Genomic DNA, 26,062 nt, shown 5'->3' with positions numbered 1-26,062 from the left:
CCGATTGGTTCAACTAACCATCCGGACATATGTCACCGGTTACCTTCTAACTCTATTTCCTTTCACTAAAAGTTTGAAATAAGGTTCTTACTGTCTGAAATAGCCTGATACCGTAATACAAACCTTAATTTTTAAGAAATTTAAATTTTCGAAAAATAAAAAAGTAAGCGTTTGTATGCTACCATTAAATAGAAAAGATTCTTATGGGGAGGAATCAACATGGTATTAGGGGACTTAAAACAAGAATTCGTCGTAAAAAAGGGGTATGAACCTGAAGATTTAAATGAGCTACTTGATTTCGCAAGACATTATTATCTACAAGGAAAAATTTGTTTATCAGAGTATAGAAGTGTAATACGCGAATTAGAAACAACAGGGGCTACAAAACCAACTTACGAAACAGAAAAAGATATTATAACTGAAGCATAAAAATAAGAGGGGACTTTCCCCTCTTTTTACTTACATTGTTCTAAAATATTTTGTAACGAATAATGAATTGCTTGATGCGTTTCAAAAAAACGTTTTCCATTCATTTTCTTCGCAAAGCACTGCAAAGAATTATTTTGTAAATTTGTACATACTTGTTCAATTTGCTGTACATGTATGTATTTAGGCTTTGTACGCTGCAACCAATCCAAAGCGAGTTGTTTCCACTCTTCTAAGTTTTGATCCACTACAGATACGAATGGCTTTATATCATGATAAAAGTCAAATTCACATTCTTCACTTTCTCTTTTTTTTATAATTGTTTCATCGTTATACTCAATTAGTTTTTTTGTTAATTCAATCAATGTTATATATTCCACTATTCCCACCTACTTATATACTAACGGCTACTATTTGAAACGTTTGTACCCAGTTACCTTTCTCTTCATGATTCAATAATTTCGTTTCCATATGCTTCATATGCATTTCCATTACTTCTACTTTATTGACTACAAATTCTCTTTTATCCTTAAGCGCATGATCAACCATAAGCGACACGTTCATTTCAAGCAAATCAAGAGTATTTAACATTTGATCCATCTTTTTCATTACATCTTCTTTCTGAACCATTTTCATCTTCAACATGCCTCCCTCTTTGCTTTTTCCTTGTCATGTTAATTCGCCAGCTCTATTTTTACTCCTGCATGCTTGACAAAACTAGTTGTAATTCGGCAAAGAAAGTGATTTTTTGTATGAAGTTTATGAAAGTGGCAACAATACGAAAGGGAGGTGTCGACATTGGCTAAAAACAAAAATGAAAACAAGAAAAAACAACCTCAAAACAAACAAAATAAACCAGAAACAGGAAATCCAAAATTAGACGGTCCAAATTTTCCTGCAACATAAAATGAACGTTTTTCTTACTGATGGTCAGTTGAACTAAACGAAATCTTACAGATGGTTTAAATCCCGCTTTCCGCAAAGCGGGATTTTTCTATTATATCATGAATATAAAACTCCCCACTTATTTTATTGCTGTACAGACATTCTCCTTTTCCTCTTCTACATAATTCATATTAAAAACTATGTAATGAAGCAAAGAAATGCAATTGCTTCTGTTTTTGTAAAAACCATTCTGTCATTTCAACTTCTTCTTTCGGCTCTTCAAATAAAAACAGCTCTTCTACGTCCACTCCTGACTGAAGCCAATCTTTCTCTGCCTTACGGTGATGGGAAACAACAGAAAATACATCACGAAGCTGCGGCGTATCTTGTTCCTTAGATAAATTCAAATATTGTTCATAATCGAATCTGGATCCCGTGTGAACTGTTTGGGAAGAAAATGTATAAAATAACTCCTTATAAGTTGGATGAAACAGCAACCATGCTAATCGTTTTCCTAATTCAATTCTCTTTGTTAATGTTTCAAATTGATGGACAGAAAAACCATATAAATTCCCCGCTATTGTCGGAAATATTACCGCACTAAAATGAAATAACTCTTGAAATTTAAACATTAATGTTTGAAAAATATGCTTTTGATAAAAAGGATGCTCAATTACAGGTTCTTGAATCGTGCATTGTTCATTAATAATAAGAGCTGTCATAAGTCGTTCTTCTTTTTTTTGCTCCCAAAAACGAGACCATTCCCCTTCCATAAATACTGAAACGGAAAACATTTGTAATAAATGAAACAATGGCTTTTTCATTCGTTTACTATATTCGTACAATAACAGCTGTGGATATGCATCTAAAAAAATTAGCCAATTCGCACGTTCGTATGTAAGAAATAGTTGTTTCCGTATCTCCTTAGATAAAACTTTCGGATAATATTTTCCTTCTAAATCTGTCATATTCCAGCCTGCATTTCGAGATACCATACTAGCTAAAAATGACCAACGAATTTCTTTATTACGCTCATAATATTCTTTGTAAGTATGTGTACGCGAAATGTTGTCAGCATTCGCAAGAATCGTTTGTTGCTGAATATAATTTACGAGCTCTTTTTCTTCATTTGTATAAGAAGATATCTTTCTTTTTTGTCTTATTTTTTCATATTCACTTTGTGTAAACACAATGCTTTCATCTCCTATCTCTCCAAAAAAATAGCCTATTTTTTATTTTTTTTGATATAATCACCTTTGTAAGTAATTCTATGCAATTTGGAGTGGACAAATTATGACCATTCGTTACCCAAACGGAAGAAAGTATACTCAGACTCAACCAACCCATAACCTGTCACCTATAAGAAAACACACTTATAGTAACAGGGGGATGTCCCTTGAAGAGGAGTTGAATGAAACAAATCAATACTATTTAACTCACAATATTGCTTGTGTGCATAAAAAGCCGACACCTCTTCAAATCGTAAAGGTCGATTATCCAAAACGAAGCGCTGCCGTAATTAAAGAAGCGTACTTTAAGCAACCTTCTACAACTGATTACAACGGTGTATACAAAGGCAAGTACATTGATTTTGAAGCGAAAGAAACGAGAAATAAAACGAGCTTCCCTTTGCAAAACTTCCATCTTCATCAAATCAATCATATGAAGGAAGTATTAGTTCATAACGGAATTGCATTTGTTATTATTAAATTTACTCTTTACGATGAATTTTATTTATTGGAAGCGAAACATATCATTACATTTTGGAATCGACAAGAAGATGGTGGACGTAAATCCATTACAAAAGAAGAAATTGAAGAATGTGGGTACTTATTACAATGCGGATATCATCCCCGCATTGATTATATTCACACACTAGACACACTTTATTTTTCGTGATAGAGTCAACAATAAGGCTCATTTTTCGACTTTTGGGGAGAAAATGAAAGGTAGGAGAAAGTATAATGTCAGAAAATTATCGTTCTCGTGAAGAACGAAAACAAGTTAAAAAACAGAAGCAAGAACATCCTAAAAAAGAGAAACCAAAGAAAAAAGGTTCTTTTCTACGTAAATTTCTAATCGCCTGCTTATTAATCGGCATTGTGACACTAGTAGCTGGGGTTTCTGCTTTTTTTGTTATGGTAAAAGATGCTCCAAAACTAGATAAAGCAAAACTTGTAAATCCATTATCAACAAAGTTTTATGATAAAGACGGAAAGTTCCTATATGAATACGGCGCTGAGAAGCGAACAAATGTCACATATGATCAAATTCCCAAAGTAGTAGAAAATGCCTTCCTAGCTACAGAAGATTCCCGCTTTTACGAGCACAATGGGATTGATTTTAAGCGTACCGCGAAAGCGATCTTCGAAAACGTAACAGGTGATTCTGGTTTACAAGGTGGTAGTACCATTACACAACAGGTTATTAAAAACTATTTCTTAACAAGGGAAAAAACAACGAAACGTAAAGTACAAGAATGGTATTTATCATACAAACTAGAGCAGCAATATTCAAAACATGAAATTCTAGAAATGTACTTAAACAAAATTAACTTAGGAAACCGTTCTTATGGAATTGCAACTGCTGCGCAAAATTCTTACGGAAAAGAATTAAAAGATTTAAAATTAAACGAAGCAGCAATGCTTGCAGGATTACCACAAGGTCCTAATAATTACGATCCTACGAAGCCACAAAATGTGAAGTTTGCCACAGAACGACGCAACACTGTATTATATTTAATGAATAGACATGGCTATATTACAAAGCAAGAGATGGAAGATGCTAAGAAAATCCCAGTAACAGAAGGTCTTAAACCGTCTCAAGAAGCAACGCAAATGCCATATCCAGGATTTATCGATGCTGCTGTAAAAGAAATCGAAGCGGCAGACAAAGATGTAAACATTGGATCTGATGGTCTTAATATTTATCTAACATTAGATACAAAAGCTCAAGATTATGCAGATAAAATGTTAAACACGGAAGAAATCATTAACTACCCGGATGAAAAGTTCCAGGGTGCATTCATATTTATGGATACAGAAACAAGTGAAGTTCGTGCACTCGGCAGCGGGCGCGGTGAAAATAAAGCAACATTTAAAGGTCAAAATATGGCTGTTGATATGCATCGCCAAGTTGGTTCAACAATGAAACCAGTCTTTGACTACGGCCCTGCTGTTGAATACAAACAATGGTCTACGTATCATCAAGTTGATGACTCAACGTTCTATTATGAAACCGATACAAAACGAGAGGTTCGAAATTTTGACAATGGTCATAAAGGCAAGATGTCAATGCGTGAGGCATTAGCGCAATCACGTAACGTTCCAGCTGTACAAACTGCGAATGCAGTCGGCCGTGATAAAGCACAAGCTTTCGCTGAAGGACTTGGCTTTACATTTGGATCAGGTGGTGCGGTAGAATCAACAGCAATTGGTAGTAATGAATCTTCTCCTCTAATAGTTGCGGGAGCATACGCAGCTTACGGAAGTGGCGGTGTATATCATAAACCGCATTTCGTTACAAAAGTTGTCTATCCTGATGGGAAAGAAGTAAACTTTGCACCAAAAGGAAAACGAGTGATGAAAGATTCTACAGCATACATGGTTACGGATATGATGCGTAGTGTTGTAAAATCTAGTACTGGTACTGGTAAAGCCGCAAATATTCCTTCGTTAGACGTTGCTGGTAAAACAGGGTCAACGAACTATACAGCCCAACAATTACGTGACTATGATTTCCCTAGTACCGCAAGCCCTGATAGTTGGTTTGCAGGTTTTACACCACAATATACAATGGCTGTATGGACAGGGTATAATAAACAAAGTGAAGGTTATATTGACAAAAATACATCATCTATCGCACAGCGCTTATTTAAAGCGATGATGAGTGAATTTGGAAGTGATGCATCTCGCTTTGAAATGCCAAGCAGTGTAGAACGCATCGGTAGCGAACTTTATGTTAAAGGTGCAAAAAAAGATGATGTTCCCAAAATCAGTGTAGATGGACCAGCTGGAATCACTCCATCATATGATGCGGCATCACAGACTATATCATTAAGTTGGTCTGCTTCATCCGATTCAGACGTATCTTATTCACTAAGCTATAAGGGTAGTGACGGGTCTAGCGGCAGTCCAAAAATAAGTGGTACAAGCGCATCAATTAGCGGTGTCAAACCTGGTGTTACTTATACCATCTCTCTTGTTGCGAAAAAGACTGGTGGTACTAGTGACCCCGTAACAATAACGTATGTAGTACCTGGTGGTGATGATACGAAGAAAAAGGCCGATGAAGACGCAGCTAAGAAAAAGGCTGAAGATGACGCGAAGAAAAAGGCCGAAGATGATGCTAGGAAAAAAGCCGAAGATGATGCTAAGAAAAAAGCTGAAGAAGATAAACAAAATCAGAATCAAAATCAAAACAACGGAAATAACCAAAATGGCGGTGGAACCCCTCCAGCGGGTGACGGAAATACCGGAAATGGTGGAGGAAATAATCAAAATCCAAATCCACCAACCGGCGGCGGAACCCCTAATAAACCGAATCAATAATTACGATAGTGAAAAAAGAAGCCATCTCCCTAGCGGGAAGATGGCTTCTTTTGCATAATAAGTACTTTTACATATAACTTTTCCACTTCTTCATACAGCTGTATGAGCTGAATAAAAGAATGATAATGATCTGGCTTATTCATAATGAATGAATAACGTTCTAAAAAGTTAACTGGCTTTTTCTCTAGTCTTTCGATTTGTTCGCTCATATTTTGTAAACTTGTAACAGGTATTCCATTCATCCAATGTAAAATAGATAAAAGATGCCCTGTAAATTGGACCATCGGTGCTTTTGCTTCTTTTCGATTTCGGTTACAAAAGAATGTAGAAATCTCTTCTTTTTTTACTTTCCATATGCTTAATACAGCAGCAATACTCACTTCGATCTCATTCCACGGCTTATATTGCTGCTCGATATCAAAGAGAAAGCATGTTTCTTCTGCTAACTCACCAAATGATTTCTCTGCATTGTATGCAATGACAGTCTCATCTTCAAAGAAAGGACCACACCGAAAATCATTTGGTATTTCAAGTACTTGCTTCATCACTTTTCCTTTCCCTTCGTACGCTTCTTTCCTTCACGGCATATCTCTAATAACTTGCATTCTTCACATTGCGGGCGCTGCGCCTTGCAATGATAACGCCCAAAGAAAATCATGCGGTGATGTGTTACTCCCCACTCTTCTATCGGTACTTTCTTCATTAACGTCTTCTCTACTTCTAATACAGAATCTTTCCATTTACAAATGGCAAGTCGCTTGCTAACACGCTCTACATGCGTATCAACTGCAATGGCTGGAATGCTAAATGCAACAGAGACAACAACGTTTGCTGTTTTTCGTCCTACGCCTGGCAGCTTCGTTAATTCATCTCGATCTTGCGGCACTTCTCCATCATATTCATCAATAAGCATACGGCATAGCTTTTGAATATTTTTCGCTTTATTTCTGTACAAACCAATAGAGCGAATATCTTGCTGTAATTCTTCTAGAGGTACTTTTAAATAATCTTCTGGTGTTTTATATTTCTGAAATAAACTTTTTGTTACTTTATTTACAAGAACATCTGTACACTGTGCAGACAATGCAACCGCAATAACAAGTTCAAATGCGTTGTCATGATTCAGTTCACAATGCGCTTCTGGGTACATCTCTCCCATTACATCAAGACAATGTCTAATTTGTGTTTTATTTAGCATTATTTCCTCCTACCATTACTGCTCCAGCCAATTATAAAATGGCACTTTTCCAGTATACTTCGTTTCTTGGCGTGATATTTGCTGATTCCGCTGTTGACTTTCTCTAAATTTCCGTCCTTGATTTTGTGCTTGATCCACCGTTTTAATTCCGTTCTTCTTCCATTCAAACAATATACGATCAATATAACGGAAGTTCAGTTTTCCACTCATAACGGCTTCGCGAAGAGCAGTTTGAATTAAAAGTGGATCGTGATGATCTTGATCTTGCCACATCGCTAATGTCTCACACTCAAATGGAGATAAAGGTCTACCAAATTCATGCTCAAATACTGTATATAAATTTATTTGTAATTGCTTTTGTTCTCGCTCTTCCTCTTCAATGTTTTCACTCATTAAAAAATGTAATATTTTTTCCCAAAGAGGCTGTAGTGAATAACTTTCACAAATCATTGCCGCAGGTTTCCGGCCTCCTTCTAACGCTAAAAAACCTTTTTGAATTAACGTCTGAATAATCTCCATACACTTTGTTTGTGTAATCGTCATCCGCTCTGCAATTTCTCCTGGTGTCGGGAAAGAGTTTCCTGATTCTAAAAATGTGTGCACATGCAGCAGTACCATAAACTCAATTTCATTTAAACCAAGTTTTTTGTAATGCATCATTAATAATTTTGGAATCGCAATACTACCTTGTTCAAACCACTCTAACATGATTTTCTTCTTCATACTCAAACACCTCGCTTTCTAGTATAACACACCTTTTCATTTTTCCTTTTGGCACAATTCGTCAAAAAAACCTCCCTTTCATATAGGGAGGTATCATTTGAAACGTCTAATAAACAGTTTGTAGAAGTAAGAATGAAAGAACTGTACTTAGCCTTCCATTTTGTTCTTCATAAATCTATGAATACGTTCTAATGCTTTCTCTAACTGTTCAAGTGAAGTCGCATACGATAAACGAACGTTGTTCGGTGCTCCGAACCCTGTTCCTGGAACGAGGGCAACTTTTTCTTCTTCTAATAATGCTTTTGCCCATTCATCAACCGTTTCATAACCAGCTAATGCGACTGCTTCTTTTACATTTGGGAACAAATAGAACGCTCCTTGCGGTTTAATACAAGAGAACCCAGGAATTTGAATTAACTTATCATATACGATATTTAATCGCTCTTCAAATGCTCTGCGCATGATTTCTACAGGCTGTTGATCTCCAGCATAAGCAGCAATCGTTCCGTACTGTGCAATTGAAGTAGGGTTTGACGTACTGTGACTCGCTAAGTTTGTCATCGCCTTAATGAGTTCTTTATTACCTGCTGCATAGCCAATTCGCCATCCTGTCATCGAATGCGATTTTGATACACCGTTAATAATAAGCGTCTGTTCTTGTAATTCGTTAGAAAGCTCAGCAATTGATGTATACTCTGCATCGCCATAAATTAATTTCTCATAAATTTCATCAGAAACGATTAAAATGTCATGCTCCAAACATACTTGTCCAAGCTGTTGCAGCTCTTCTTTACTATAAATCATCCCTGTTGGGTTGCTAGGTGAATTAATAATGACAGCTTTTGTTTTCTCTGTAATGACTTGACGTAATTGCTCTGATGTAATTTTGTAATGATTTTCTTCCAAACCATCTACATATACTGGCTCTCCGCCTGCAAGCTTCACTTGTTCTGGATAGCTTACCCAATACGGCGTTGGAATAATAACTTCATCACCTTCATCAAGTAATACTTGAAACAACGTATATAAAGCGTGTTTTGCACCGTTACAAACAATAATTTGAGATGGTTCATAAGATATGCCTTGGTCACGCTCGAATTTTTTGATAATTTCTTGTTTTAGCGCAGCTAATCCACCTGTTGGCGTATATTTCGTATAACCTTCTAACATTGCTTTATAAGCAGCCTCTATAATATGCTCCGGCGTATTAAAGTCAGGCTCTCCTGCTCCTAAGCCAATCACATCATATCCTTCTGCTTTTAACGCTTGTGCCTTTGCTGTAATTTCTAACGTTGTAGATGGTGTTAGAGCAGCTACTCGCTTTGCTAATTTCATCCTGAGTTCCCCCTGCACTTATTTTTCAATACTATATCGTTTTAAAAACTTACCATCTTTAAATGCAAGATAATAATAAGTATAACGATTTTCATCATCAATATATGTAACTTCCCATAATGGAACATTGTTTTCAGCGCCTAATTTTGCTTTCACGAATTGTTTTGGCTTTCGTTCTTTCGCAACAATTTGCATTGCTTGCTTTTCAGAAATACCTTCACTCGACTTTTGCACGAGAATATCTCCTTTTTTCTCAGGCACCCAAACGATATATTGTTCTCCTTTTTCATTCACACCTTGTACTACTTCATATGGAGTTTTGCCGTTATAATAATCGACTTTTGTTACGTTTGTGAGTTTTGCTTTTTCCTTTGCAATCTCAACTGTTTTCGATTCTTTTGGGACTTTTTTCTCCATAGTCGTATTATAAATGTGGCCCCCGTATAAAACAACTGCAACGATTACAATAAAAATTGTCAAGATCCACTTTTTCATTGTATCACTACGTTCTGTAAATCGTAAAAATTGCTGTCTCTTTTTCATTTTCGTCTAATGCTAATCCGAACATCAGATCTTTTTCTTTTAATGTTCGATTTAAACTATCAACAACCTTATATAAATCAGACGTGTATGCCAGACGCGTCGTTGATAATACTTCAATTTTCTTCTCCATGAAAACTCCTCCGTTACACAAAATTTCTAATTATAAAAGAACGCATTGCGGTTACAATAAGGGTACATTCTTTCTAACCCCTGCTTCATCACCCATCTATTATAGCAGGACATGTTCTTCAAAAAAAGGTTTGAAGACGAAAACCAATGTATTTCTATATTTTATGTAAGAAAAAATAAAAATTCCTCCTACCCACATGTTACGCCTGAAGCAAATGTGCTTCAGGCGTTAACTTTTATTTCATTTTTTTTATTAAATCGTCTAATGGTCCTTCATACAATGGGACGCTTGGAAGCGATTGAAGAAATCGTCTTCCGTAAAAAGATGCAGTAAGACGACGATCTAACACAAACACTGTTCCTGTATCCGCCGTTGTACGAATAAGACGTCCAAATCCTTGTTTAAAACGAAGGATTGCTTGCGGCAGAGCAAGCTGTGTAAATGGATCTTCTCCCTTTTCTTTTAATCGTTCACCTTTCGCTTGCATCATTGGCTGATGCGGTGATGTGAATGGAAGACGCACAATAACAAGACAACTTAACGCTTCTCCTGGTATGTCAATCCCTTCCCAAAAACTGCTCGTTCCTAATAAAATGGCCTTTTCAAACTCTTGAAACTTTCGAATCATTCGGCTACGACTACGGTTATGAACACTTTGTGTTAATAACAGAAATTCTTCTAACTCAGCTTCCTTCTTTAATACCCCATATACTTCTTTTAACATTTCGTATGATGTAAATAAAACAAGCATTCGACCATTGGTAGCTTTCGCAATTTTTCTAATATGCTTAGAAACCGCTCTTACATACTCTTTTTCACTTACATGTTTAATATGCGGAACATCTGTTGAAACCATTAACTTTACTTTCTCTTCATAAAGAAATGGTGATGGAATGGTTACTGTATTTGGTGTAAAATCCTCTAAACCAAGCTCCGCTTCTATATAATCAAACGTATCATTTACTGTTAAAGTGGCTGAGGTGAAAATTACACTTCGTTTACGTGCCAAAAATTGATCAGCAAATAAATCACTAATATGAACTGGCTGTGCGTATAAAATCGTTGAATGAATGGTTCCTTTCGTTTCAGTCTCCATCCATGTCACATGACTCGTTTCTTCTAAAATAAGCACCCGTAAAGATTGGGTCATTTTAGAAAGAACTTCAGTAAGATGCACAAACTCTCCCGTAACCACATGCAGTTCCCATTCACTTTGCTTTTGCAACATTTCACATTGTTTTTCTAATAGTGTAAGGACTCGCCCTAACTGGTGGACAAAACGATCCGTTAATTCCACAATACTACGCCAAAGCTTACCTCTTTCCTTGTTGACATCATAACGATAAATAAGCGGTATATTTCCAACTACGTGTTCCTGCTTTGTTTTTTGAAATATAAACGTGCGTAGCATTTGAAATAATTCATCTGCATCAAATTTTATTTCCTTCAACATATAGCTAATCGTTTGAAAAGTAGAACGTGTAGCAATTTGTGATTGCTTCATCATATCATACACTTTATTAAGCACATTAGATGTTTCTAGCGTACCAAACCGAGATAATACGAGTTGAAAATACATACAAGAAAATTGCTCTCCTAACGCCCGGCTTGCCGTTTCTTCAAGATGGTGAGCTTCATCAAAAATAATATGTTCACATGAAGCAAGCAATGGTTCGCTACTTACAAAATCTTGAAATAACAAAGTGTGATTTGTGACTACAACATCTGCAAATAATGCTTTGTTTTTTGCACGTTGATAAAAGCAACGACTAAACCAAGTGCTTTTCATCCTACTCGGACTATGAGCATCACTGCAAATTCGCTCCCACAATAGCTTCCCGCCAGCTGGAATATTCAACTCATCTCGATCTCCTGATTCTGTATCAAGAAGCCATACTAAAATTTTCGCTTTCGTTAATGCATCATCATAATTGTTTTCAATTTCTCCCAATGCATGCTCAAATTTATGTAAACACAAATAATGTTTTCTCCCTTTTAACATTGCTACTTCAAACGGAAATGGAAGTATTGTTTTCAGCAGTGGGATTTCTTTTGCTAAAATTTGTTGCTGCAGCTGCACAGTTTGTGTGCTAATAACGACCGGTTGTTCTTTTTCTTTCGCATAAAAAATGCTAGGGAGTAAATATGCTAATGTTTTCCCCGTACCTGTTCCTGCTTCAATTAATGAAAAACGGGAATCTCGAAGCGCTTCGTAAACCTCATTTATCATCATTTGCTGCCCTTCTCTTTCTTCAAAAGACGGCATTACTTCCTTTAAACGCTGCATCGTTTCTGTTAAAAAAGAAGAAAAATCAGTAGGAGAATCCTCTTCAATCTGCAATGTATAATTGCGTTTACCTAAAGCAATATTTCGGTATATATCATATTCTTTCTCATCATCTGTTCCATGCATCATTTTGTTTAAAATGCATGTAGACATAATCTCTCCAATATTGCTTTGAAACATATCACTTAACTCATATAGCGATTGCAACGTAACAAGAGGCAAACTTTCCATTTTAGAAAGTAATTGCAAAAATATCTCTGCTGTCACCATTGCATCACTATCAGCACGATGGGGCTGATCATGGTCAAAACCATATCTTTTAGCTAAATCACGTAATTTATAACTATCAGCTGTCGGCAATAAAATATGCGCCAGTTCAACTGTATCAATTTTCGAACATGTTACTTCTGAGAATCCAGCTTGCCGTAATTCTTCTTCCAAAAAATTCCAATCAAAATGAACGTTATGCGCAACGAAGTACGCACCTTGTAATAGTTCAATAATCATCGGCGCCACATCTCGGAATAACGGAGCTTGTTTCACAAGTGTTTCATCAATCCCCGTCAATTCTGTAATAAATGGTGGAATGTCCCGTTCGGGGTTTACAAAAGAAGAGAAAATTTCAAGGATTTCTCCGTCCTCTACAACAACTGCTGCAATTTGAGTAATTTTATCTTTCCCATCTTTCCAGGCATTCCCTGTCGTTTCTATATCGACTACGACGTAACGCTTACTCATCTATGACACCTCAATTTCTTACCTTTGCACAACAAAAATTTCTATAGTGTTACTATACCACGTTTTCCTTCATCTTAATGAATAGATACAAAAAATGAAATAATTTTACTTTATCATAAGAAAAGCTATCCCTTTTTCAGAGATAGCTTTTCTTATCCATTATAAAATTGTGCCTGCTTTTTCCGCTCCAAGCATTTCCACAATTTGATTATTATCATCTAAAACAGCAATTTTCGGAATATGTGTTAATACTTTCTCTTCTGAAACGAGTCCGTAACAAATAATAATAACTTTATCTCCTGGTTGAACAAGGCGGGCAGCTGCTCCATTTAAACAAATGACTCCCGTACCGCGTTCTCCTTTTATAACATATGTTTCTAAACGTGCACCATTATTATTGTTCACAATTTGTACTTTCTCATTTTCCACAATTCCTACTGCATCCATTAAATCTTCATCAATTGTAATACTTCCTACATAATTTAAATTTGCTTCTGTTACTGTACCACGATGTAACTTCGCTCTCATCATTGTGCGAAACATAGTTGCTCCCCCTTATTGAACCGTAAATGTAATATTATCAATTAGTCGTGCATTTTCAAACTTCACAGCAATTGCAAGAATGATTTGTCCGCTTATTTGTTCAACTTGTGTTAAGTGTGGATATGCATATAGATCAGCATAGTCGACAACACCATTTGTGTTCGTTTCAATATATTCTTTAATAAAGTTCGTAATCTTTTCTGGGCTACGCTCCCCATTAACAATTTGCTCTTTTGCCATACATAAACTTTTATATAAATGCGGTGCCTCTTGGCGTTCTCTTTCAGATAAATAAACGTTACGAGAACTGCGTGCTAATCCATCTTCTTCCCTTACAATGTCAACTGGTACAATGGTAACAGGAATATTATAATCATCGACAAACCCTTCAATAACTGCTACTTGCTGTGCATCTTTCATCCCAAAATACGCACGATTTGGCATTGTAATATTAAAAAGTTTCATCAATACCGTTACTACGCCTGCAAAATGACCAGGTCGCTGCTTTCCGCATAAAACATCTGTACGCTTTATCACTTCAATATTCGTTGTTCGCTCTCCTGGATACATTTCTTCAACGCTTGGATAAAATAAATAATCCACTTCTACTTCACGCGCTAGACGCTCATCACGCTCAATATCACGTGGATAACGGTCTAAATCTTCATTCGGCCCAAATTGCAACGGATTTACAAATATACTTAACATGACAATATCATTTTCTTTTTTCGCTTGTCTCAGTAACGTCAAATGGCCTTCATGCAAATACCCCATCGTTGGAACGAATCCAACCTTTTTTCCGCTTGCACGAAGCGCACTTGCGATTTGCTGCATCTCTTGCACTGTTGTAATAATATTCATTACTGTTTTCCTCCGTATAACGCTAAGCATTCTTCTTCTTTCATCGTAAATGAATGTGCTTTCTCTGGAAATTGTCTCAACTTCACTTCATGAACATATTGTCCAATTCCTCTTACAATTTCTTCTTGTACAGACGTATATTGCTTCACAAATTTCGGAACACGATTAACGCCATACGTAATCAGATCGTGATAGACAAGAACTTGACCATCTGTTTGATTCCCAGCGCCAATTCCAATAGTCGGAATCAATAATTGATTTGTTACAAGTTCCGCTAATTGCATTGGTACACACTCTAATACAAGTGCAATTGCTCCTGCCTCTTCGCACTTTTTCGCATCTTCAAGCAATTTTTTCGCACTTTCTGCATCTTTCCCTTGCACTTTGTAGCCACCTAACACACCGACAGATTGCGGAGTTAACCCTAAATGAGCTACAACTGGAACACCTGCATTCGTAAGGAAACGAATGATTGATACAACTTCATCTGCTCCTTCAACTTTTACAGCATGCGCACCGCTTTCTTGGATAATGCGGCGTGCGTTATGCATCGTTTCTTGTAGTGAAACGTGATAAGACATAAATGGCATATCCGTTACAACGAATGTATTTTTCGCACCGCGGCGCACTGCTTTTGTATGATGAATCATATCATCAACTGTTACAGGAATTGTTGAATCATAGCCGAGGACAACCATTCCAAGCGAGTCTCCAACTAAAATCATATCAACTTCTGCTTCTTCAGCAAACTTTGCGGATGGATAATCATACGCAGTTACCATCGCAATCGGCTCATTTTGTTCTTTCATTTTCAAAAAATCCGTCACAGTTTTCACGAATTTCTCCTCCTTTATCTGGAGAGAGGAGATGGCCGGATGAAAAAACATATAAAAAAAACCCTTCTGACCGTAAAAAGGCAGAAGGGTAGTATCATTCGGCAATATTCATCCCTCTGTCCCAGTCCTATTTTGGATCAAGGCAGAACCACATGTTTATTTTGATTTTTCCACATAGCGGTGCAGTTCCAATTGATACTGCCCATATTCGCCCTTATTATAACAAATAGCAAAACATAATTGCTATACTTTTCTAAAAAAGAAAATCATTTTCCATATACAAAAGCCCTTCGCTTTTTTTAAGCAAAGGGCTTTTGTATATGTTAATCTATTGAGAAATGAGACTTCGTTTTTCATAAGCAAAGAAGTGAATAATAGCTGCTAAACCTTTCACTTTACTTCAATATCAGCGGAATGAATATGATGTACAACCCCGTCATGATCTTCAAGTATAAGGACGCCATCAACTGTAATTCCTTTTGCAATTCCCGTGATTGTATTTGTCATCGTCCGCGCTGTAATTTCTTTTCCAATACTCACAGCGTAACTTTCCCAAAGGAGCTTAATCACTGAAAAACCGCGTTCTAAATATTCTTTATATAGCTTTTCCATCTGCAAGAAAATTTGCTGCATCAGTTCAGCTCGTACAATTGCTTTTCCTGACTCAATTGCTAAAGAAGTGGCTATGTGCTGGATATCTTCAGCAAAATGCTCTTGCTTTTGATTCACATTAATGCCAATTCCAATAATAACAGCATTAATTTTATCAGGATCTGCTTGCATTTCTGTTAAAATGCCAACTACTTTCTTCCCATTAATTAAAATATCATTCGGCCATTTAATACCAACGGAAAGATTTGTGCATTTTTCAATGGCTTGCGCTACGCTAACGGCAGCTAACAATGTTAATTGCGGAGCTTGATGAACCGGAACTGTAGGGCGTAAAATAATGCTCATCCATATTCCTGTCCCTTTTGGCGAGTACCACTTTCTGCTTAATCGGCCACGACCAGCTGTTTGCTCCTCTGCAACAACAATGGTTCCTTCAGCCGCTCCTTCATAAGCAAGACGAGCTGCGATTTGCTGGGTAGATGTTACCGATTCTTCAAAGTATATCGTTCGGCCTAAAAACTCTGTTTGTAAACCAAGCTGAATTTCATTTGCCGTTACTTTGTCTGGTTTACTTGCAATGCGATAACCTAAGCGTCGTACAGCTTCTAGCTCATATCCTTCTTCTCTAAGGACCTCCATATGTTTCCACACAGCTGTTCTTGAGCATCCAAGCTTCTCGCTAATCGTTTGTCCCGATAGAAATTCGCCATTTGCTTCAGAAAAGATTTGTAATAACTGTTTTCTTATAGCAGATTGCATTTATGCAGCCACTCCTTTATACACTCTTTCTCATTTTTTAATCGTCCGGATACGACTTCTTCTTCAATTTTTTGCAATGCATTTGCAACCCATGGTCCTGCCTGTTCCTTTGACCACGATAATAAATCGTTACCACTGACTTGCAACTCTTGACGATTACAAATTGGTAAATCATCATATACCTTCTCTACATGCTCTACATTCGAAATTAAATATGTATTCATAATTCCTTCATATACGCGCTCTGCCATAACGGCAACATCTTTCCCAGCTTTATATAATAAAAGTGGATCCCACTCTTGTTTTTCTCGTACTTTTACATATAATAAAACGGATACAATCTCTTTTATTTTTTTATTCGAGAATTTCCATTGTCGTAAAAAAACAGATGGATGCTCTTCTCTCATGCAATATAAAAAGAACGCCCACGACTCCGTATCGCTTTTGAAAAAGTTCCAATCATACTCTGCTGCTTTTGCAATATACTCCCCGCACATTTGTAAATAAGGTAAATGCTCATGTAATTTCGTTTCTACCAATAACTGAAGTGCTTTTGCACAATGTGTACCAACAAGTAACTTTTCAAATTCAACTGCAATTCTTTCAATGGCGATATGTTCTAGTAAATGTCCATATTCTATAATGGCTTGTTTCGTTCCTTCTTCTAAGGTAAAACCTAGTGTACTAACAAAGCGAATACCGCGCATCATTCGAAGGGCATCCTCTTGAAAGCGGTCGACTGGGTTTCCAACAGTTGCAATTTCCTTCTTAACAATTGCTTCTTGTCCGCCAAATAAATCAACTATTTCTCCCGTTTCTTTCATAGCAATTGCATTCATTGTAAAATCACGGCGTTGCAAATCTTCATCCAACGAGCGAACAAATTGTACGCTCTTTGGACGCCGAAAATCTTCATAATCACCTTCTGTTCGAAACGTTGTTACTTCATATGGAATATCTTCATGTAAAACGATAACCGTCCCGTGTTCAATTCCAACAGGAACATGCCGCGGAAATAGACGCATTACATCTTCCGGCAAAGCCGATGTCGCAATATCGATATCACCAATTAGTCTACCAATGATATAATCGCGCACGCTCCCACCTACAAAATACGCTTCAAAGCCGTTCTCTGTTAACGTCTTAATAATTGAAGCCGCTTGTTTAAATCGTTCCATGTTTGTCATCCCTTAATATGTCATAATAAATTGCTTCATATTGTGAAACTATCTCTTCTGAGCTAAATTGTTCGTTCACTACTTGCATAGAACGCTGCGCCATTTTACTATGTAATGCATCGTCTTGAAGAAGTAATAGTGCTTGCTGTGCGACGCCTTCTGTATCTCCTACTTCACATATGTATCCCGTTTCCCCGTGCTGAATGACTTCAGGGATCCCCCCAGTACGTGTACCAATACAAGGGACACCGCACGCCATTGCTTCCAGTAATACGAGTCCAAAACTTTCTTTTTCAGACAACAGCAGCATGAGTTCGCTCATTGCCAGGAGCTCTGCTACATTATCTTGTTTTCCTAGAAATAAGACTCGATCCTCAATTCCTAAATGCTTCACAAGCTGAACAATCGTACAAAACTCAGGACCATCACCAACAAGTAATAATTTCGCTTTTACTTGTTTTACAATGAGCGCAAATGATTTCACGACATCATAAACACGCTTTACCTTACGAAAGTTCGAAATATGAATTAATACTTTTTCGTCTTCTTGTATACCATATTCTTTTCGTAACTGTGACATATCTCGCTGAAAATACACACGCTCATCAATAAAGTTATAAACTGTTTGAATTTCTTTTTGTGTTCTTATTAAATCATACGTTTCTTCAATAAGTGAATGTGATACAGCCGTCACAACATCCGATTGTTCAATTCCAAAACGAATTAAATTATTGAGAGAAGGATCAGATCCTAATATAGTAATGTCTGTTCCATGCAATGTCGTGACAATTTTAACGTTCTCTCCAATCATTTGCTTCGCCAAATATGCACAAATCGCATGTGGAATTGCGTAATGTACATGCAGTATATCTAACTTTTCTCTCTGTGCTACTTCTGCCATTTTACTCGCTAACGCTAAATCATACGGAGGGTATTGAAAAACAGAATATTGATTCACTGTCACTTCATGAAAATAAATATTCGGATACACTTTATTTAAACGAAATGGCAATCCTGATGTAATAAAATGAATTTCATGTCCGCGCTCTGCTAATAATTTTCCTAATTCCGTTCCAACCACTCCAGAACCGCCAACAGAAGGATAACAAGTAATCCCTATTTTTAATTTCATTTTTCTCCCCCTATTAAATCCTCATCTAATAGAATTGGTCTTTTGCTCATAAACCCTTCTGCATACTTCACGCCAACTTCTTTTCCAAACATTTTTTCCCGTGCTACAACTGTCTCTACATATCCTTCCGTCAACGGAGTAATCACACCGTCCGGTCCTTTTGTAAACTGACTTTCATACGCTTCTAACGCAACAATCTTATCAGAAATATGAGAACTAATATCGATACAAAAATCCGGTTTATGAAAACCATTAATCATGTAGAAATAGAGTGATTGTACCCGATGCGCAGGAAATTCCGGCATATATTTACGAATTCCTGCTGAAAATATAGCTTCTTCTACAAGTTTTGCACAGTTTGCATGATCCGGATGACGATCTTCATAAAATGGTACGAAGACAAGCTTCGGTTTATATGTACGGATGATCTTCACAATCTCTTGAATATACTCTTCCTTCATATAAAGGCCTCGGTCTGGTATCGCTAAGTTCAAACGCTCCTGTATACCAAGTATGCGAGCTACTTTCATCGCTTCCTGTTTTCTCAGTTCCACCGTTCCATTAGAAGAAAGATTCGCCTCGGTTAAATCACAAATCCCCACTTCATATCCTTGTTTCGTATATTTTGCAATCGTGCCCGCCATACCGATTTCAACATCATCGGCATGGGCACCGAAAGCTAATATATGTAATCCGCTCATGTTATTCCCCTCGTTTTCGTAGCTTTCGATAATCTAAATCACCGCGCTCTAATGCATGCATTAAAAGCTCCGCACTTGCCATATTCGTTGCAAGTGGAATGGAATATACGTCACATAAACGAAGAAGTGCATTCACATCAGGTTCATGTGGCTGTGATGTCAATGGATCACGGAAGAAGATCACCATGTCTAAGTCGTTTTTTGCAATCATTGCACCAATTTCTTGATCTCCACCAAGCGGACCGGATTGGTATCTCGTCACAGACATACCTGTCGCCTCCATAATTCGAAGACCTGTCGTTCCAGTTGCAAACAATATATGTTTTTCTAAAATCGGCTGGTATGCATACGCAAACGAGACCATATCATTTTTCTTTTTATCATGGGCAATTAAGGCAATCTTCATCTTCATTTTCCCCTTTAGTCAATAATATTTTCTAAACCATATACAAGATGATCTAAATTCATCACTGTTTCAATAGAAAGTTTTACTCCTGACATAAATGATGCACGGTTAAAGGAATCGTGACGAATTGTTAACATTTGTCCATCTCCGCCAAATAGTACTTCTTGATGTGCAATTAATCCCGGTAAACGTACGCTATGAATATGAATACCATCAACATTTGCACCGCGTGCACCTTCTAATTGTTCTGTTTCATCCGGATGCCCTTGTTGTTTTGGTTCACGGTTTTGACGAATTAAATCCGCCGTTTTCACAGCTGTACCAGACGGAGCATCTAATTTTTGATCGTGATGTAATTCAATGATTTCAACATCTTGAAAATACTTTGCTGCCATTTGTGAAAACTTCATCATTAAAACTGCGCCAACCGCAAAGTTTGGTGCAATGATTGTACCAACTTGTTTTTCTTTTGCCGTTTCTGTTAATTGTTGCAATTCTTCTTCTGTAAAACCTGTTGTTCCGATAACAGAACGAATCTCTCGCTCTACTGCAAGTGTTACATGTTTTTTCCCGATTTCTGGTGTTGTTAAATCTAGTAAAACATCCGCTTCTACTTCATCTAAACAAGTATGTAAATCTGTATAAATTGGAGCATCTATGTTAGGTAATCCAGCAATGTCAGAAATTTTCTTGCCACCATGTTTATAGTCAACAGCAGCAACTAAATTGAAATGCGGTGTTCTTTCCATAAGAAGTACCGCCTCTTGCCCCATACGCCCTCTCGGTCCTGCAATAATTACTTTAATTTCTTTCATTATTCTTTCTCTCCCTCTTCCTTACGTGTCCAGCGATCTTTATCACGCGTATTAAATTTTTCCATAACTATATTATGAGCTGTTTCTAAATCAATGTTTAAGCTATTTGCCATACAGATCATCACAAATAACACATCGCCAAGTTCTTCTTCAATCGTGCGCTCTTTTTCTGTGCTTTTCTTTGGCTTTTCACCATAATAATGATTAATTTCCCTCGCAAGCTCTCCCATTTCTTCTGTTAAACGAGCAAGCATCGCAAGCGGACTAAAGTATCCTTCTTTAAATTGACCAATATATGCATCTACTTCCTTTTGCATATCTTTCATTGTTTTTTGTTCCATGTTATTCACCTCAAATCCTTCAATTATCATGTTAGCCAATTCATAGCGATTTGACAAATGTTATCGCTTATTTGTCACGTTTTTAAGGATACAGATTCCCATCTGATCTTGAAGGGACCGTTTCCTCTTTCTCCGTGTGAAGTTTTCTTGCCAATTTTTCTATATATTACGTATACTATCCATAAGAACAAGCTAAGATTATCACTACATACTAGGGGGATTCGTATGAAACTAAATTTAAAAATTCGAAACATTCTTTTTATTCTAGTTGGTTCCGCTATTTTCTCATTTGGCATCGTTAATATTAATATTGAAAACCATCTAGCAGAAGGCGGTTTTACTGGAATTACATTGCTGCTTTACTTTCTATTTTCACTGGATCCTTCCTATACAAACTTACTCTTAAATATACCAATCTTTTTTATCGGTTGGAAAATGCTCGGTCGTACGACATTTTTTTACACATTAATTGGGACATTTAGTGTTTCATTATTTCTTTGGGTGTTCCAGCGTTATGATGCGTTTAATTTACATTTAAACTTACAAAATGATATGACACTTGCCGCTTTGTTTGCTGGTTTATTTATAGGGGTAGGACTAGGGATAATTTTCAAGTATGGCGGCACAACTGGCGGTGTTGATATTATTGCACGATTAGCTCATAAATATATCGGCTGGAGTATGGGAAAAACGATGTTTATGTTTGATGCTGTTGTCATTATCTTATCAATCCTTACATATTTATCATACCGAGAAGGAATGTATACATTAGTTGCTGTCTTTATCGGGGCAAAAGTCATTGATTTTATGCAAGAAGGTGCCTACGCCGCAAAAGGAGCAACAATTATATCTGAGAAAAATGATGAAATTGCCGAAAAAATTTTATCAGAGATGGACCGCGGTGCAACTTTCTTAAAAGGAATCGGTACATACACAAAAATGGAACGACACGTTTTATATTGCGTCGTTGCAAAAAATGAAATTGTAAAACTAAAAAGCATTATTACATCTGTTGATCCTCACGCTTTCGTTGCTGTCAGTGATGTGCATGATGTTGTAGGGGAAGGGTTTACGCTTGATGAGAACAAAAATCCGTTACATAATTAAACTATACGAGTTTTTAAAAAGAACATAAAAAACCTTTCTTTTTTGGGAGGACGAGAGCCTCTGGCCGTGCATAGGAGCGGTCAGGGCCTTTTTGTCTGAACCAGCTAAACGTTTGAGAGCAATGTTTCCTAGTGTAACAATAATAGGTACTTGAATATGCTCAATTTCGTAATCTAAAATGGGAGCGTGAGCAAGTATTTCCTGCTGATTTGGCGTACGGTTGTATTTCCGCTTCACGATTTCTCCATCCCGTTCTCGTTTCTCGCCCCATTTATACGGCCGACTACGCACCGCACTCGTAATGTATACTTCTTCTCTCGTTACACCAATTCGCTTTAGGAAATCCATAAGCTGCTTACCAGCTCTTCCGCTAAAAGGTATCCCGTTATGAATTTCCGTTTCCCCTGGCGCTTCTCCTACTAGCATCATTTTTGGATGTTGTGGCCCTTGTCCACATACAAAGCCTTCAACAGGATAAGGAGACATTCGCTCTCTCGCTTGCTCCACTAAATGCTCTGAATATTTCATGTTTATCACCTCTTGCAAGTTTTACTTTGATTGAAACTCTATTCTTTTGATAATTTGAAACGTCCATAAGCATGGAACTTACTTTCTAAAACTCAAATTAAACAAGCGACACCCTGTCTTTAAAACTAACATGGTAACTGCCCGTTTCCTTACATTTCTCCGCTAATTGTAATCTTCCTTCGGCACCGTATTCTAGAATATATTGCAACTCATCTTTTGTTAATACTTTCATACTAACTAACTGGACTTGTTCATACGATAATTCAATGTTTTGTTTTATACTTGGCGACGGGACATCAAGCAATACACCGACCATATTATCTTCTGAAAGATACAGCTCAGGTATCTCTATTTCGGAAAACTCTATTGATAAAACCTTATATTTTTGAAATAAAGAAATGATATTGCCTGCATTTGCTGCATTTTGACTCATCTCATATAATAATTGAAATGCCCAATGACTTTTCACTTCCTCTAAATCATTACGTAATATTGGATCGTCACATTCAATGTAAAATTCTAAGCCATATCCGTTATATTTTTCATTATCTCCAGTTTCTTCAAACGTATCAAAGGGATCGGATAAACCATCACTGGCTAAAATAACAGTCTCCTCTTTTTGAATACGCATAAATCGTTGTCTAGTAGCTGGCCACTTAGGACCACCTGTAAAAATAGGATTTATTAGGTGCGTTAATATATCATTATCTACTTCTCCAATTGTTTTCCAAAATTGTCTGCGCATTTCACTCGATTGTTCAAGTGCATTTTCAAATTCTTTCTCCCATTTCTTCTTTTTCCACCAATTTAAAATAGACAAATTCCTTCTCCCTTTACATTACATATTCATAGTACCATCTCTTGTTATCATCATGAAAACAAAAATACAAAAGAAAAAAGACTATCAAAATCGATAGTCTTTAATCATCATTACGTTGCATTCCTGTATATATTAATACAAGACGAAGCAGTTCAAATACTGCTACGGCCGCTGCTGCGACATACGTAAGTGCTGCTGCATTTAATACTTTACGAGCTTGTCCATATTCATCCGTTGATACAATTCCAAGTGTTTCAATTTGCTTCATTGCCCGTTTTGATGCATCAAATTCAACTGGTAATGTAATAAGTTGGAATAACACACCTGCTGCCATCAGGATAATCCCTAAGAACAATAAGTTTGCCATATGCGCAAACATACCAATCATAATGAAAACCCATGACATGTTTGAACCAAAATTTGCAACAGGAACAAGTGAATGACGGAAACGCATAAAGTTATAATCTTTTGCATCTTGAATCGCATGCCCAACTTCATGTGCAGCTACCGCTGTCCCTGCTACAGAATGACCATAATAGTTATCTGTTGATAAACGAACTGTTTTCGATCTTGGGTCATAATGGTCAGATAAATGTCCTGGCGTTTCTTCTACCGCTACATTGTACAAACCATTCTCATCTAAAATCTTACGAGCCACTTCTGCTCCTGTCATACCAGAAGTTGAATACACTTGTGAGTATTTACTATATGCGCTGCGTACTCTAGACTGTGCATACATCGGTATGATCATGATGATAGCAAAGTAAATTAAGTAGAAACCCATCATGAACCTCCCATACATTTTTGTTATATAGTAATAACCATTCTATTTTCTTCACGTAATATTGTCAACAAAGAAACCTTACAACATTGTTTCTATCTTTCACTTCATTTGAAAAACAAACTTATCTATTTTTGGAATGCAACGTACTTTTTTGTTTCTCTTTTTCTCCTTTATATTTTCTCCAGCCAACATACGTTAATGTAAAAATAATAATGCCACCAGTTACAATCATAAACCATATTAGTGAAGAATCGACTTCATCCTTTTTCGCTGTACGAAAAATTTTTTTCAAATCATCTTTTATAATTTTCACTTGTGTTTGTCCACTCTTATTTTGGATCATCATATAACGAAATTCATCTAAATACGACAAATGAGAATTCACACGTTGCAGCTCTTCTTCCGGCAAATCAATCATTAAACTTGGATAAATAATATCAAATTCATGCAAAAATACGTTTAATGCTTGTTGAAAACGATCATGTTCTTCCTTTTGCAGTGCATTTTCAATTTTTCCAAATGCACTCATTACATTTTCTTCTCGTTCCATCCAAAGCGGCTGATATTTCGACACTTCTGCATCTAACACAAGACGAAGTGCAAGCACATCATCTATTTTTATTTGTTTATGAATCCCTTGTCCTTCTAATGATTGCATTGCTTTATCATAAGCAAGAGAAATCACACGAATATGTTCAGGTACTATTTTCTTTTTTTGATCAGCGTTTAAAAATTGCTGAGAAAAATGCGTTAATAGTTGCGTCGCTTTATCATACTCTTCTTGTTTTACAAATTGGAGCGAGTCATCTAACAACCCAGTTAGCTCATTCCAGGTAGCTGCATATATACGAATAGGAAACAATATAAACATAAACGCTATAATTCCAGCTAATACTTTTTTCATTCTTGTCCCCCCTATAGCTTCTAGTACAATATATGAACTAGTGGACAAGAATAGACCTTGAACCGCTCCTAATTAAAGTGAACGTTTACTTTTCCGATGTGGCGTTGCGCCTTCCTGCATGCATTCCTCTTTTTTTCATAAAAAAACGATACAAACAATGACAACAAGCACTCCCAAACAAAATAAGTAATAAAATGATACAGGCTGCATGCATAAAGAATTGTTCTGGCAACATACGAATAATAGGATCAGTCTCTGGATCAAACAACCAATAATCGTTTTGAAAAAGAAGTTCATGAAAAAATACAAAACTCTTTTCAAAATTGATTGCGATTGGGAGTATGAGTACGATTGGAAAGACAATTGTAAGAATCGCTGCATAGAACAAAAACTTTTCCTTTTGTTTTCGTATAAAATAAACTCCCCCGATAAAAGATATACCAATACTTATATACATAGCATATTGAATTGCAACAAGAATATTTTTCACATCAACAAAATGAATTCTTCCCTTCTCAGACATTTCTAAAGTTGGAAAATGTAATGGTTTATTATAAAAAGGAGAAAAATAAGTAATAAGCACATCATAATTTTGAATAATTGCTTCTTTTGTCATACTTGCCATTGCCGGAATATTTAACATGTCAATCTCTACGTAATAAATTCCTTTCCCATATACAACACACATAACTGCGATTGAGAAAATACTAAAAGCAATACAAAAAGGAACAATACATAATAAGACTCCATTCCAAATTTTCGAATATACGCTATGTGAATTCATTCCTCTGCCCCATTCCCTATTTTTTATTTAATCTAGTCCTACACTGTTCGAAGTTTCATTTTATCCCGCATTAACGGGCAGTAAGACCCCCCACCTGCAGTGAAAAACGAAGAAGCTAGGTGGGGGATAACTGCCC

The 26,062-nt window shown here is 36.6% G+C and carries 29 protein-coding genes; 4 read left to right on the top strand and 25 right to left on the bottom strand.

Annotation, left to right across the window (positions count from 1 at the left end):
- The first annotated feature begins 219 nt into the window (after positions 1-219).
- On the top strand, positions 220-429 hold the full coding sequence (locus tag V7024_RS13420; protein ID WP_335520779.1) for a YppF family protein: 210 nt from the start codon (positions 220-222) through the stop codon (positions 427-429).
- A 26-nt stretch (positions 430-455) separates the two neighbouring features.
- On the opposite strand, the gene V7024_RS13415 is transcribed toward V7024_RS13420, so the two are convergent.
- The 3 genes from V7024_RS13415 to V7024_RS13405 form a co-directional block, all read right to left on the bottom strand.
- Positions 456-806, bottom strand: coding sequence for a YppE family protein (locus V7024_RS13415; protein ID WP_335520777.1), 351 nt, complete (start codon positions 804-806; stop codon positions 456-458).
- 13 nt (positions 807-819) lie between these two features.
- On the bottom strand, positions 820-1,062 hold the full coding sequence (locus V7024_RS13410; RefSeq protein ID WP_098915250.1) for a hypothetical protein: 243 nt from the start codon (positions 1,060-1,062) through the stop codon (positions 820-822).
- 440 nt (positions 1,063-1,502) lie between these two features.
- On the bottom strand, positions 1,503-2,501 hold the full coding sequence (locus V7024_RS13405) for a DUF2515 domain-containing protein (protein ID WP_335520775.1): 999 nt from the start codon (positions 2,499-2,501) through the stop codon (positions 1,503-1,505).
- A gap of 103 nt (positions 2,502-2,604) precedes the next feature.
- Here V7024_RS13405 and recU point away from each other — a divergent pair, with 103 nt between their 5' ends.
- Positions 2,605-3,210, top strand: a complete 606-nt coding sequence (gene recU / locus V7024_RS13400; RefSeq protein ID WP_335520773.1) for a Holliday junction resolvase RecU — start codon at positions 2,605-2,607, stop codon at positions 3,208-3,210.
- 65 nt (positions 3,211-3,275) lie between these two features.
- Positions 3,276-5,861 (top strand): PBP1A family penicillin-binding protein, encoded by a 2,586-nt coding sequence (locus V7024_RS13395; protein ID WP_335520771.1) that lies wholly within the window; start codon positions 3,276-3,278, stop codon positions 5,859-5,861.
- Positions 5,862-5,890: 29 nt separating this feature from the next.
- On the opposite strand, the gene V7024_RS13390 is transcribed toward V7024_RS13395, so the two are convergent.
- The 17 genes from V7024_RS13390 to V7024_RS13310 form a co-directional block, all read right to left on the bottom strand.
- On the bottom strand, positions 5,891-6,406 hold the full coding sequence (locus V7024_RS13390; protein ID WP_335520816.1) for a YpoC family protein: 516 nt from the start codon (positions 6,404-6,406) through the stop codon (positions 5,891-5,893).
- Complete coding sequence (gene nth, locus V7024_RS13385) at positions 6,406-7,059, bottom strand: endonuclease III (protein WP_335520769.1); 654 nt, start codon at positions 7,057-7,059, stop codon at positions 6,406-6,408. Before nth ends, V7024_RS13390 begins: the two co-directional genes overlap by 1 nt.
- A 15-nt stretch (positions 7,060-7,074) precedes the next feature.
- Positions 7,075-7,782, bottom strand: coding sequence for a DNA replication protein DnaD (dnaD, locus tag V7024_RS13380; protein ID WP_098915255.1), 708 nt, complete (start codon positions 7,780-7,782; stop codon positions 7,075-7,077).
- A 147-nt stretch (positions 7,783-7,929) separates the two neighbouring features.
- A complete protein-coding gene (locus V7024_RS13375; RefSeq protein WP_335520767.1) occupies positions 7,930-9,117 on the bottom strand; it encodes a pyridoxal phosphate-dependent aminotransferase in 1,188 nt (395 codons plus the stop codon).
- 18 nt (positions 9,118-9,135) lie between these two features.
- Positions 9,136-9,612 carry a cell wall elongation regulator TseB-like domain-containing protein gene (locus V7024_RS13370; protein ID WP_335520814.1) on the bottom strand — a complete coding sequence of 159 codons (477 nt, stop codon included), beginning with the start codon at positions 9,610-9,612 and terminating at the stop codon, positions 9,136-9,138.
- Between the two features lie 7 nt (positions 9,613-9,619).
- Positions 9,620-9,790 (bottom strand): YpmA family protein, encoded by a 171-nt coding sequence (locus V7024_RS13365; RefSeq protein WP_020059573.1) that lies wholly within the window; start codon positions 9,788-9,790, stop codon positions 9,620-9,622.
- Positions 9,791-10,025: 235 nt separating this feature from the next.
- Complete coding sequence (gene dinG, locus V7024_RS13360; protein WP_335520765.1) at positions 10,026-12,815, bottom strand: ATP-dependent DNA helicase DinG; 2,790 nt, start codon at positions 12,813-12,815, stop codon at positions 10,026-10,028.
- 159 nt (positions 12,816-12,974) lie between these two features.
- The gene (gene panD, locus V7024_RS13355; protein ID WP_020059575.1) at positions 12,975-13,358 is read right to left on the bottom strand and encodes an aspartate 1-decarboxylase; all 384 of its coding nucleotides are present in this window, start codon (positions 13,356-13,358) and stop codon (positions 12,975-12,977) included.
- A 12-nt stretch (positions 13,359-13,370) separates the two neighbouring features.
- Entirely contained in the window at positions 13,371-14,219 is an 849-nt protein-coding gene (gene panC / locus V7024_RS13350) for a pantoate--beta-alanine ligase (RefSeq protein WP_335520762.1), read from the bottom strand.
- Positions 14,219-15,055: a 3-methyl-2-oxobutanoate hydroxymethyltransferase gene (gene panB / locus V7024_RS13345; protein WP_335520759.1), complete on the bottom strand. Its 837-nt coding sequence runs from the start codon at positions 15,053-15,055 to the stop codon at positions 14,219-14,221. Before panB ends, panC begins: the two co-directional genes overlap by 1 nt.
- A gap of 390 nt (positions 15,056-15,445) precedes the next feature.
- Positions 15,446-16,426, bottom strand: a complete 981-nt coding sequence (locus tag V7024_RS13340; protein ID WP_335520757.1) for a biotin--[acetyl-CoA-carboxylase] ligase — start codon at positions 16,424-16,426, stop codon at positions 15,446-15,448.
- On the bottom strand, positions 16,411-17,604 hold the full coding sequence (locus tag V7024_RS13335; RefSeq protein WP_335520755.1) for a CCA tRNA nucleotidyltransferase: 1,194 nt from the start codon (positions 17,602-17,604) through the stop codon (positions 16,411-16,413). Before V7024_RS13335 ends, V7024_RS13340 begins: the two co-directional genes overlap by 16 nt.
- On the bottom strand, positions 17,591-18,736 hold the full coding sequence (bshA, locus tag V7024_RS13330) for an N-acetyl-alpha-D-glucosaminyl L-malate synthase BshA (RefSeq protein WP_335520752.1): 1,146 nt from the start codon (positions 18,734-18,736) through the stop codon (positions 17,591-17,593). The genes V7024_RS13335 and bshA overlap by 14 nt, the downstream gene beginning before the upstream one ends.
- Entirely contained in the window at positions 18,733-19,437 is a 705-nt protein-coding gene (bshB1, locus tag V7024_RS13325) for a bacillithiol biosynthesis deacetylase BshB1 (protein ID WP_335520750.1), read from the bottom strand. The genes bshA and bshB1 overlap by 4 nt, the downstream gene beginning before the upstream one ends.
- A gap of 1 nt (position 19,438) precedes the next feature.
- Positions 19,439-19,843: a methylglyoxal synthase gene (mgsA, locus tag V7024_RS13320; protein WP_306196944.1), complete on the bottom strand. Its 405-nt coding sequence runs from the start codon at positions 19,841-19,843 to the stop codon at positions 19,439-19,441.
- A 14-nt stretch (positions 19,844-19,857) separates the two neighbouring features.
- Positions 19,858-20,658, bottom strand: a complete 801-nt coding sequence (gene dapB, locus V7024_RS13315; protein ID WP_335520745.1) for a 4-hydroxy-tetrahydrodipicolinate reductase — start codon at positions 20,656-20,658, stop codon at positions 19,858-19,860.
- Positions 20,658-20,999 (bottom strand): nucleotide pyrophosphohydrolase, encoded by a 342-nt coding sequence (locus tag V7024_RS13310; protein ID WP_251226246.1) that lies wholly within the window; start codon positions 20,997-20,999, stop codon positions 20,658-20,660. Before V7024_RS13310 ends, dapB begins: the two co-directional genes overlap by 1 nt.
- A 225-nt stretch (positions 21,000-21,224) precedes the next feature.
- On the opposite strand from V7024_RS13310, the gene V7024_RS13305 reads away from it, so the two are divergent.
- On the top strand, positions 21,225-22,106 hold the full coding sequence (locus V7024_RS13305; RefSeq protein ID WP_272189500.1) for a YitT family protein: 882 nt from the start codon (positions 21,225-21,227) through the stop codon (positions 22,104-22,106).
- Here V7024_RS13305 and V7024_RS13300 read toward each other — a convergent pair.
- The 5 genes from V7024_RS13300 to lit form a co-directional block, all read right to left on the bottom strand.
- The gene (locus tag V7024_RS13300; RefSeq protein WP_438824466.1) at positions 22,095-22,643 is read right to left on the bottom strand and encodes a uracil-DNA glycosylase; all 549 of its coding nucleotides are present in this window, start codon (positions 22,641-22,643) and stop codon (positions 22,095-22,097) included. The genes V7024_RS13305 and V7024_RS13300 overlap by 12 nt on opposite strands.
- A gap of 88 nt (positions 22,644-22,731) precedes the next feature.
- Complete coding sequence (locus V7024_RS13295) at positions 22,732-23,454, bottom strand: suppressor of fused domain protein (protein WP_335520735.1); 723 nt, start codon at positions 23,452-23,454, stop codon at positions 22,732-22,734.
- A 100-nt stretch (positions 23,455-23,554) separates the two neighbouring features.
- Positions 23,555-24,238, bottom strand: a complete 684-nt coding sequence (locus V7024_RS13290) for a zinc metallopeptidase (protein WP_098915270.1) — start codon at positions 24,236-24,238, stop codon at positions 23,555-23,557.
- A 121-nt stretch (positions 24,239-24,359) separates the two neighbouring features.
- The gene (gene ypjB, locus V7024_RS13285; RefSeq protein WP_335520729.1) at positions 24,360-25,142 is read right to left on the bottom strand and encodes a sporulation protein YpjB; all 783 of its coding nucleotides are present in this window, start codon (positions 25,140-25,142) and stop codon (positions 24,360-24,362) included.
- 85 nt (positions 25,143-25,227) lie between these two features.
- Positions 25,228-25,926, bottom strand: a complete 699-nt coding sequence (lit, locus tag V7024_RS13280; protein ID WP_335520726.1) for a lipoprotein intramolecular transacylase Lit — start codon at positions 25,924-25,926, stop codon at positions 25,228-25,230.
- Positions 25,927-26,062 lie beyond the last annotated feature (136 nt).

This window comes from Bacillus sp. JJ864 (assembly GCF_036963045.1).
In the GTDB taxonomy this organism is placed as follows: domain Bacteria; phylum Bacillota; class Bacilli; order Bacillales; family Bacillaceae_G; genus Bacillus_A; species Bacillus_A pseudomycoides_C.
Note: the sequence above shows the minus strand (reverse complement) of the source record. Positions and strands in the feature narration are given on the sequence as shown.

Bases quoted from the DNA above. Each gene is read 5' to 3' on its own strand.
- V7024_RS13420 (WP_335520779.1), top strand. From the start codon at position 220: ATGGTATTAGGGGACTTAAAACAAGAATTCGTCGTAAAAAAGGGGTAT.
- V7024_RS13410 (WP_098915250.1), bottom strand. From the start codon at position 1,062: ATGAAAATGGTTCAGAAAGAAGATGTAATGAAAAAGATGGATCAAATG.
- recU (WP_335520773.1), top strand. From the start codon at position 2,605: ATGACCATTCGTTACCCAAACGGAAGAAAGTATACTCAGACTCAACCA.
- V7024_RS13395 (WP_335520771.1), top strand. From the start codon at position 3,276: ATGTCAGAAAATTATCGTTCTCGTGAAGAACGAAAACAAGTTAAAAAA.
- V7024_RS13390 (WP_335520816.1), bottom strand. From the start codon at position 6,406: ATGAAGCAAGTACTTGAAATACCAAATGATTTTCGGTGTGGTCCTTTC.
- nth (WP_335520769.1), bottom strand. From the start codon at position 7,059: ATGCTAAATAAAACACAAATTAGACATTGTCTTGATGTAATGGGAGAG.
- dnaD (WP_098915255.1), bottom strand. From the start codon at position 7,782: ATGAAGAAGAAAATCATGTTAGAGTGGTTTGAACAAGGTAGTATTGCG.
- V7024_RS13375 (WP_335520767.1), bottom strand. From the start codon at position 9,117: ATGAAATTAGCAAAGCGAGTAGCTGCTCTAACACCATCTACAACGTTA.
- V7024_RS13370 (WP_335520814.1), bottom strand. From the start codon at position 9,612: ATGAAAAAGTGGATCTTGACAATTTTTATTGTAATCGTTGCAGTTGTT.
- V7024_RS13365 (WP_020059573.1), bottom strand. From the start codon at position 9,790: ATGGAGAAGAAAATTGAAGTATTATCAACGACGCGTCTGGCATACACG.
- dinG (WP_335520765.1), bottom strand. From the start codon at position 12,815: ATGAGTAAGCGTTACGTCGTAGTCGATATAGAAACGACAGGGAATGCC.
- panD (WP_020059575.1), bottom strand. From the start codon at position 13,358: ATGTTTCGCACAATGATGAGAGCGAAGTTACATCGTGGTACAGTAACA.
- panC (WP_335520762.1), bottom strand. From the start codon at position 14,219: ATGAATATTATTACAACAGTGCAAGAGATGCAGCAAATCGCAAGTGCG.
- V7024_RS13340 (WP_335520757.1), bottom strand. From the start codon at position 16,426: ATGCAATCTGCTATAAGAAAACAGTTATTACAAATCTTTTCTGAAGCA.
- V7024_RS13335 (WP_335520755.1), bottom strand. From the start codon at position 17,604: ATGGAACGATTTAAACAAGCGGCTTCAATTATTAAGACGTTAACAGAG.
- bshA (WP_335520752.1), bottom strand. From the start codon at position 18,736: ATGAAATTAAAAATAGGGATTACTTGTTATCCTTCTGTTGGCGGTTCT.
- bshB1 (WP_335520750.1), bottom strand. From the start codon at position 19,437: ATGAGCGGATTACATATATTAGCTTTCGGTGCCCATGCCGATGATGTT.
- mgsA (WP_306196944.1), bottom strand. From the start codon at position 19,843: ATGAAGATTGCCTTAATTGCCCATGATAAAAAGAAAAATGATATGGTC.
- dapB (WP_335520745.1), bottom strand. From the start codon at position 20,658: ATGAAAGAAATTAAAGTAATTATTGCAGGACCGAGAGGGCGTATGGGG.
- V7024_RS13310 (WP_251226246.1), bottom strand. From the start codon at position 20,999: ATGGAACAAAAAACAATGAAAGATATGCAAAAGGAAGTAGATGCATAT.
- V7024_RS13305 (WP_272189500.1), top strand. From the start codon at position 21,225: ATGAAACTAAATTTAAAAATTCGAAACATTCTTTTTATTCTAGTTGGT.
- V7024_RS13290 (WP_098915270.1), bottom strand. From the start codon at position 24,238: ATGGGTTTCTACTTAATTTACTTTGCTATCATCATGATCATACCGATG.
- ypjB (WP_335520729.1), bottom strand. From the start codon at position 25,142: ATGAAAAAAGTATTAGCTGGAATTATAGCGTTTATGTTTATATTGTTT.
- lit (WP_335520726.1), bottom strand. From the start codon at position 25,926: ATGAATTCACATAGCGTATATTCGAAAATTTGGAATGGAGTCTTATTA.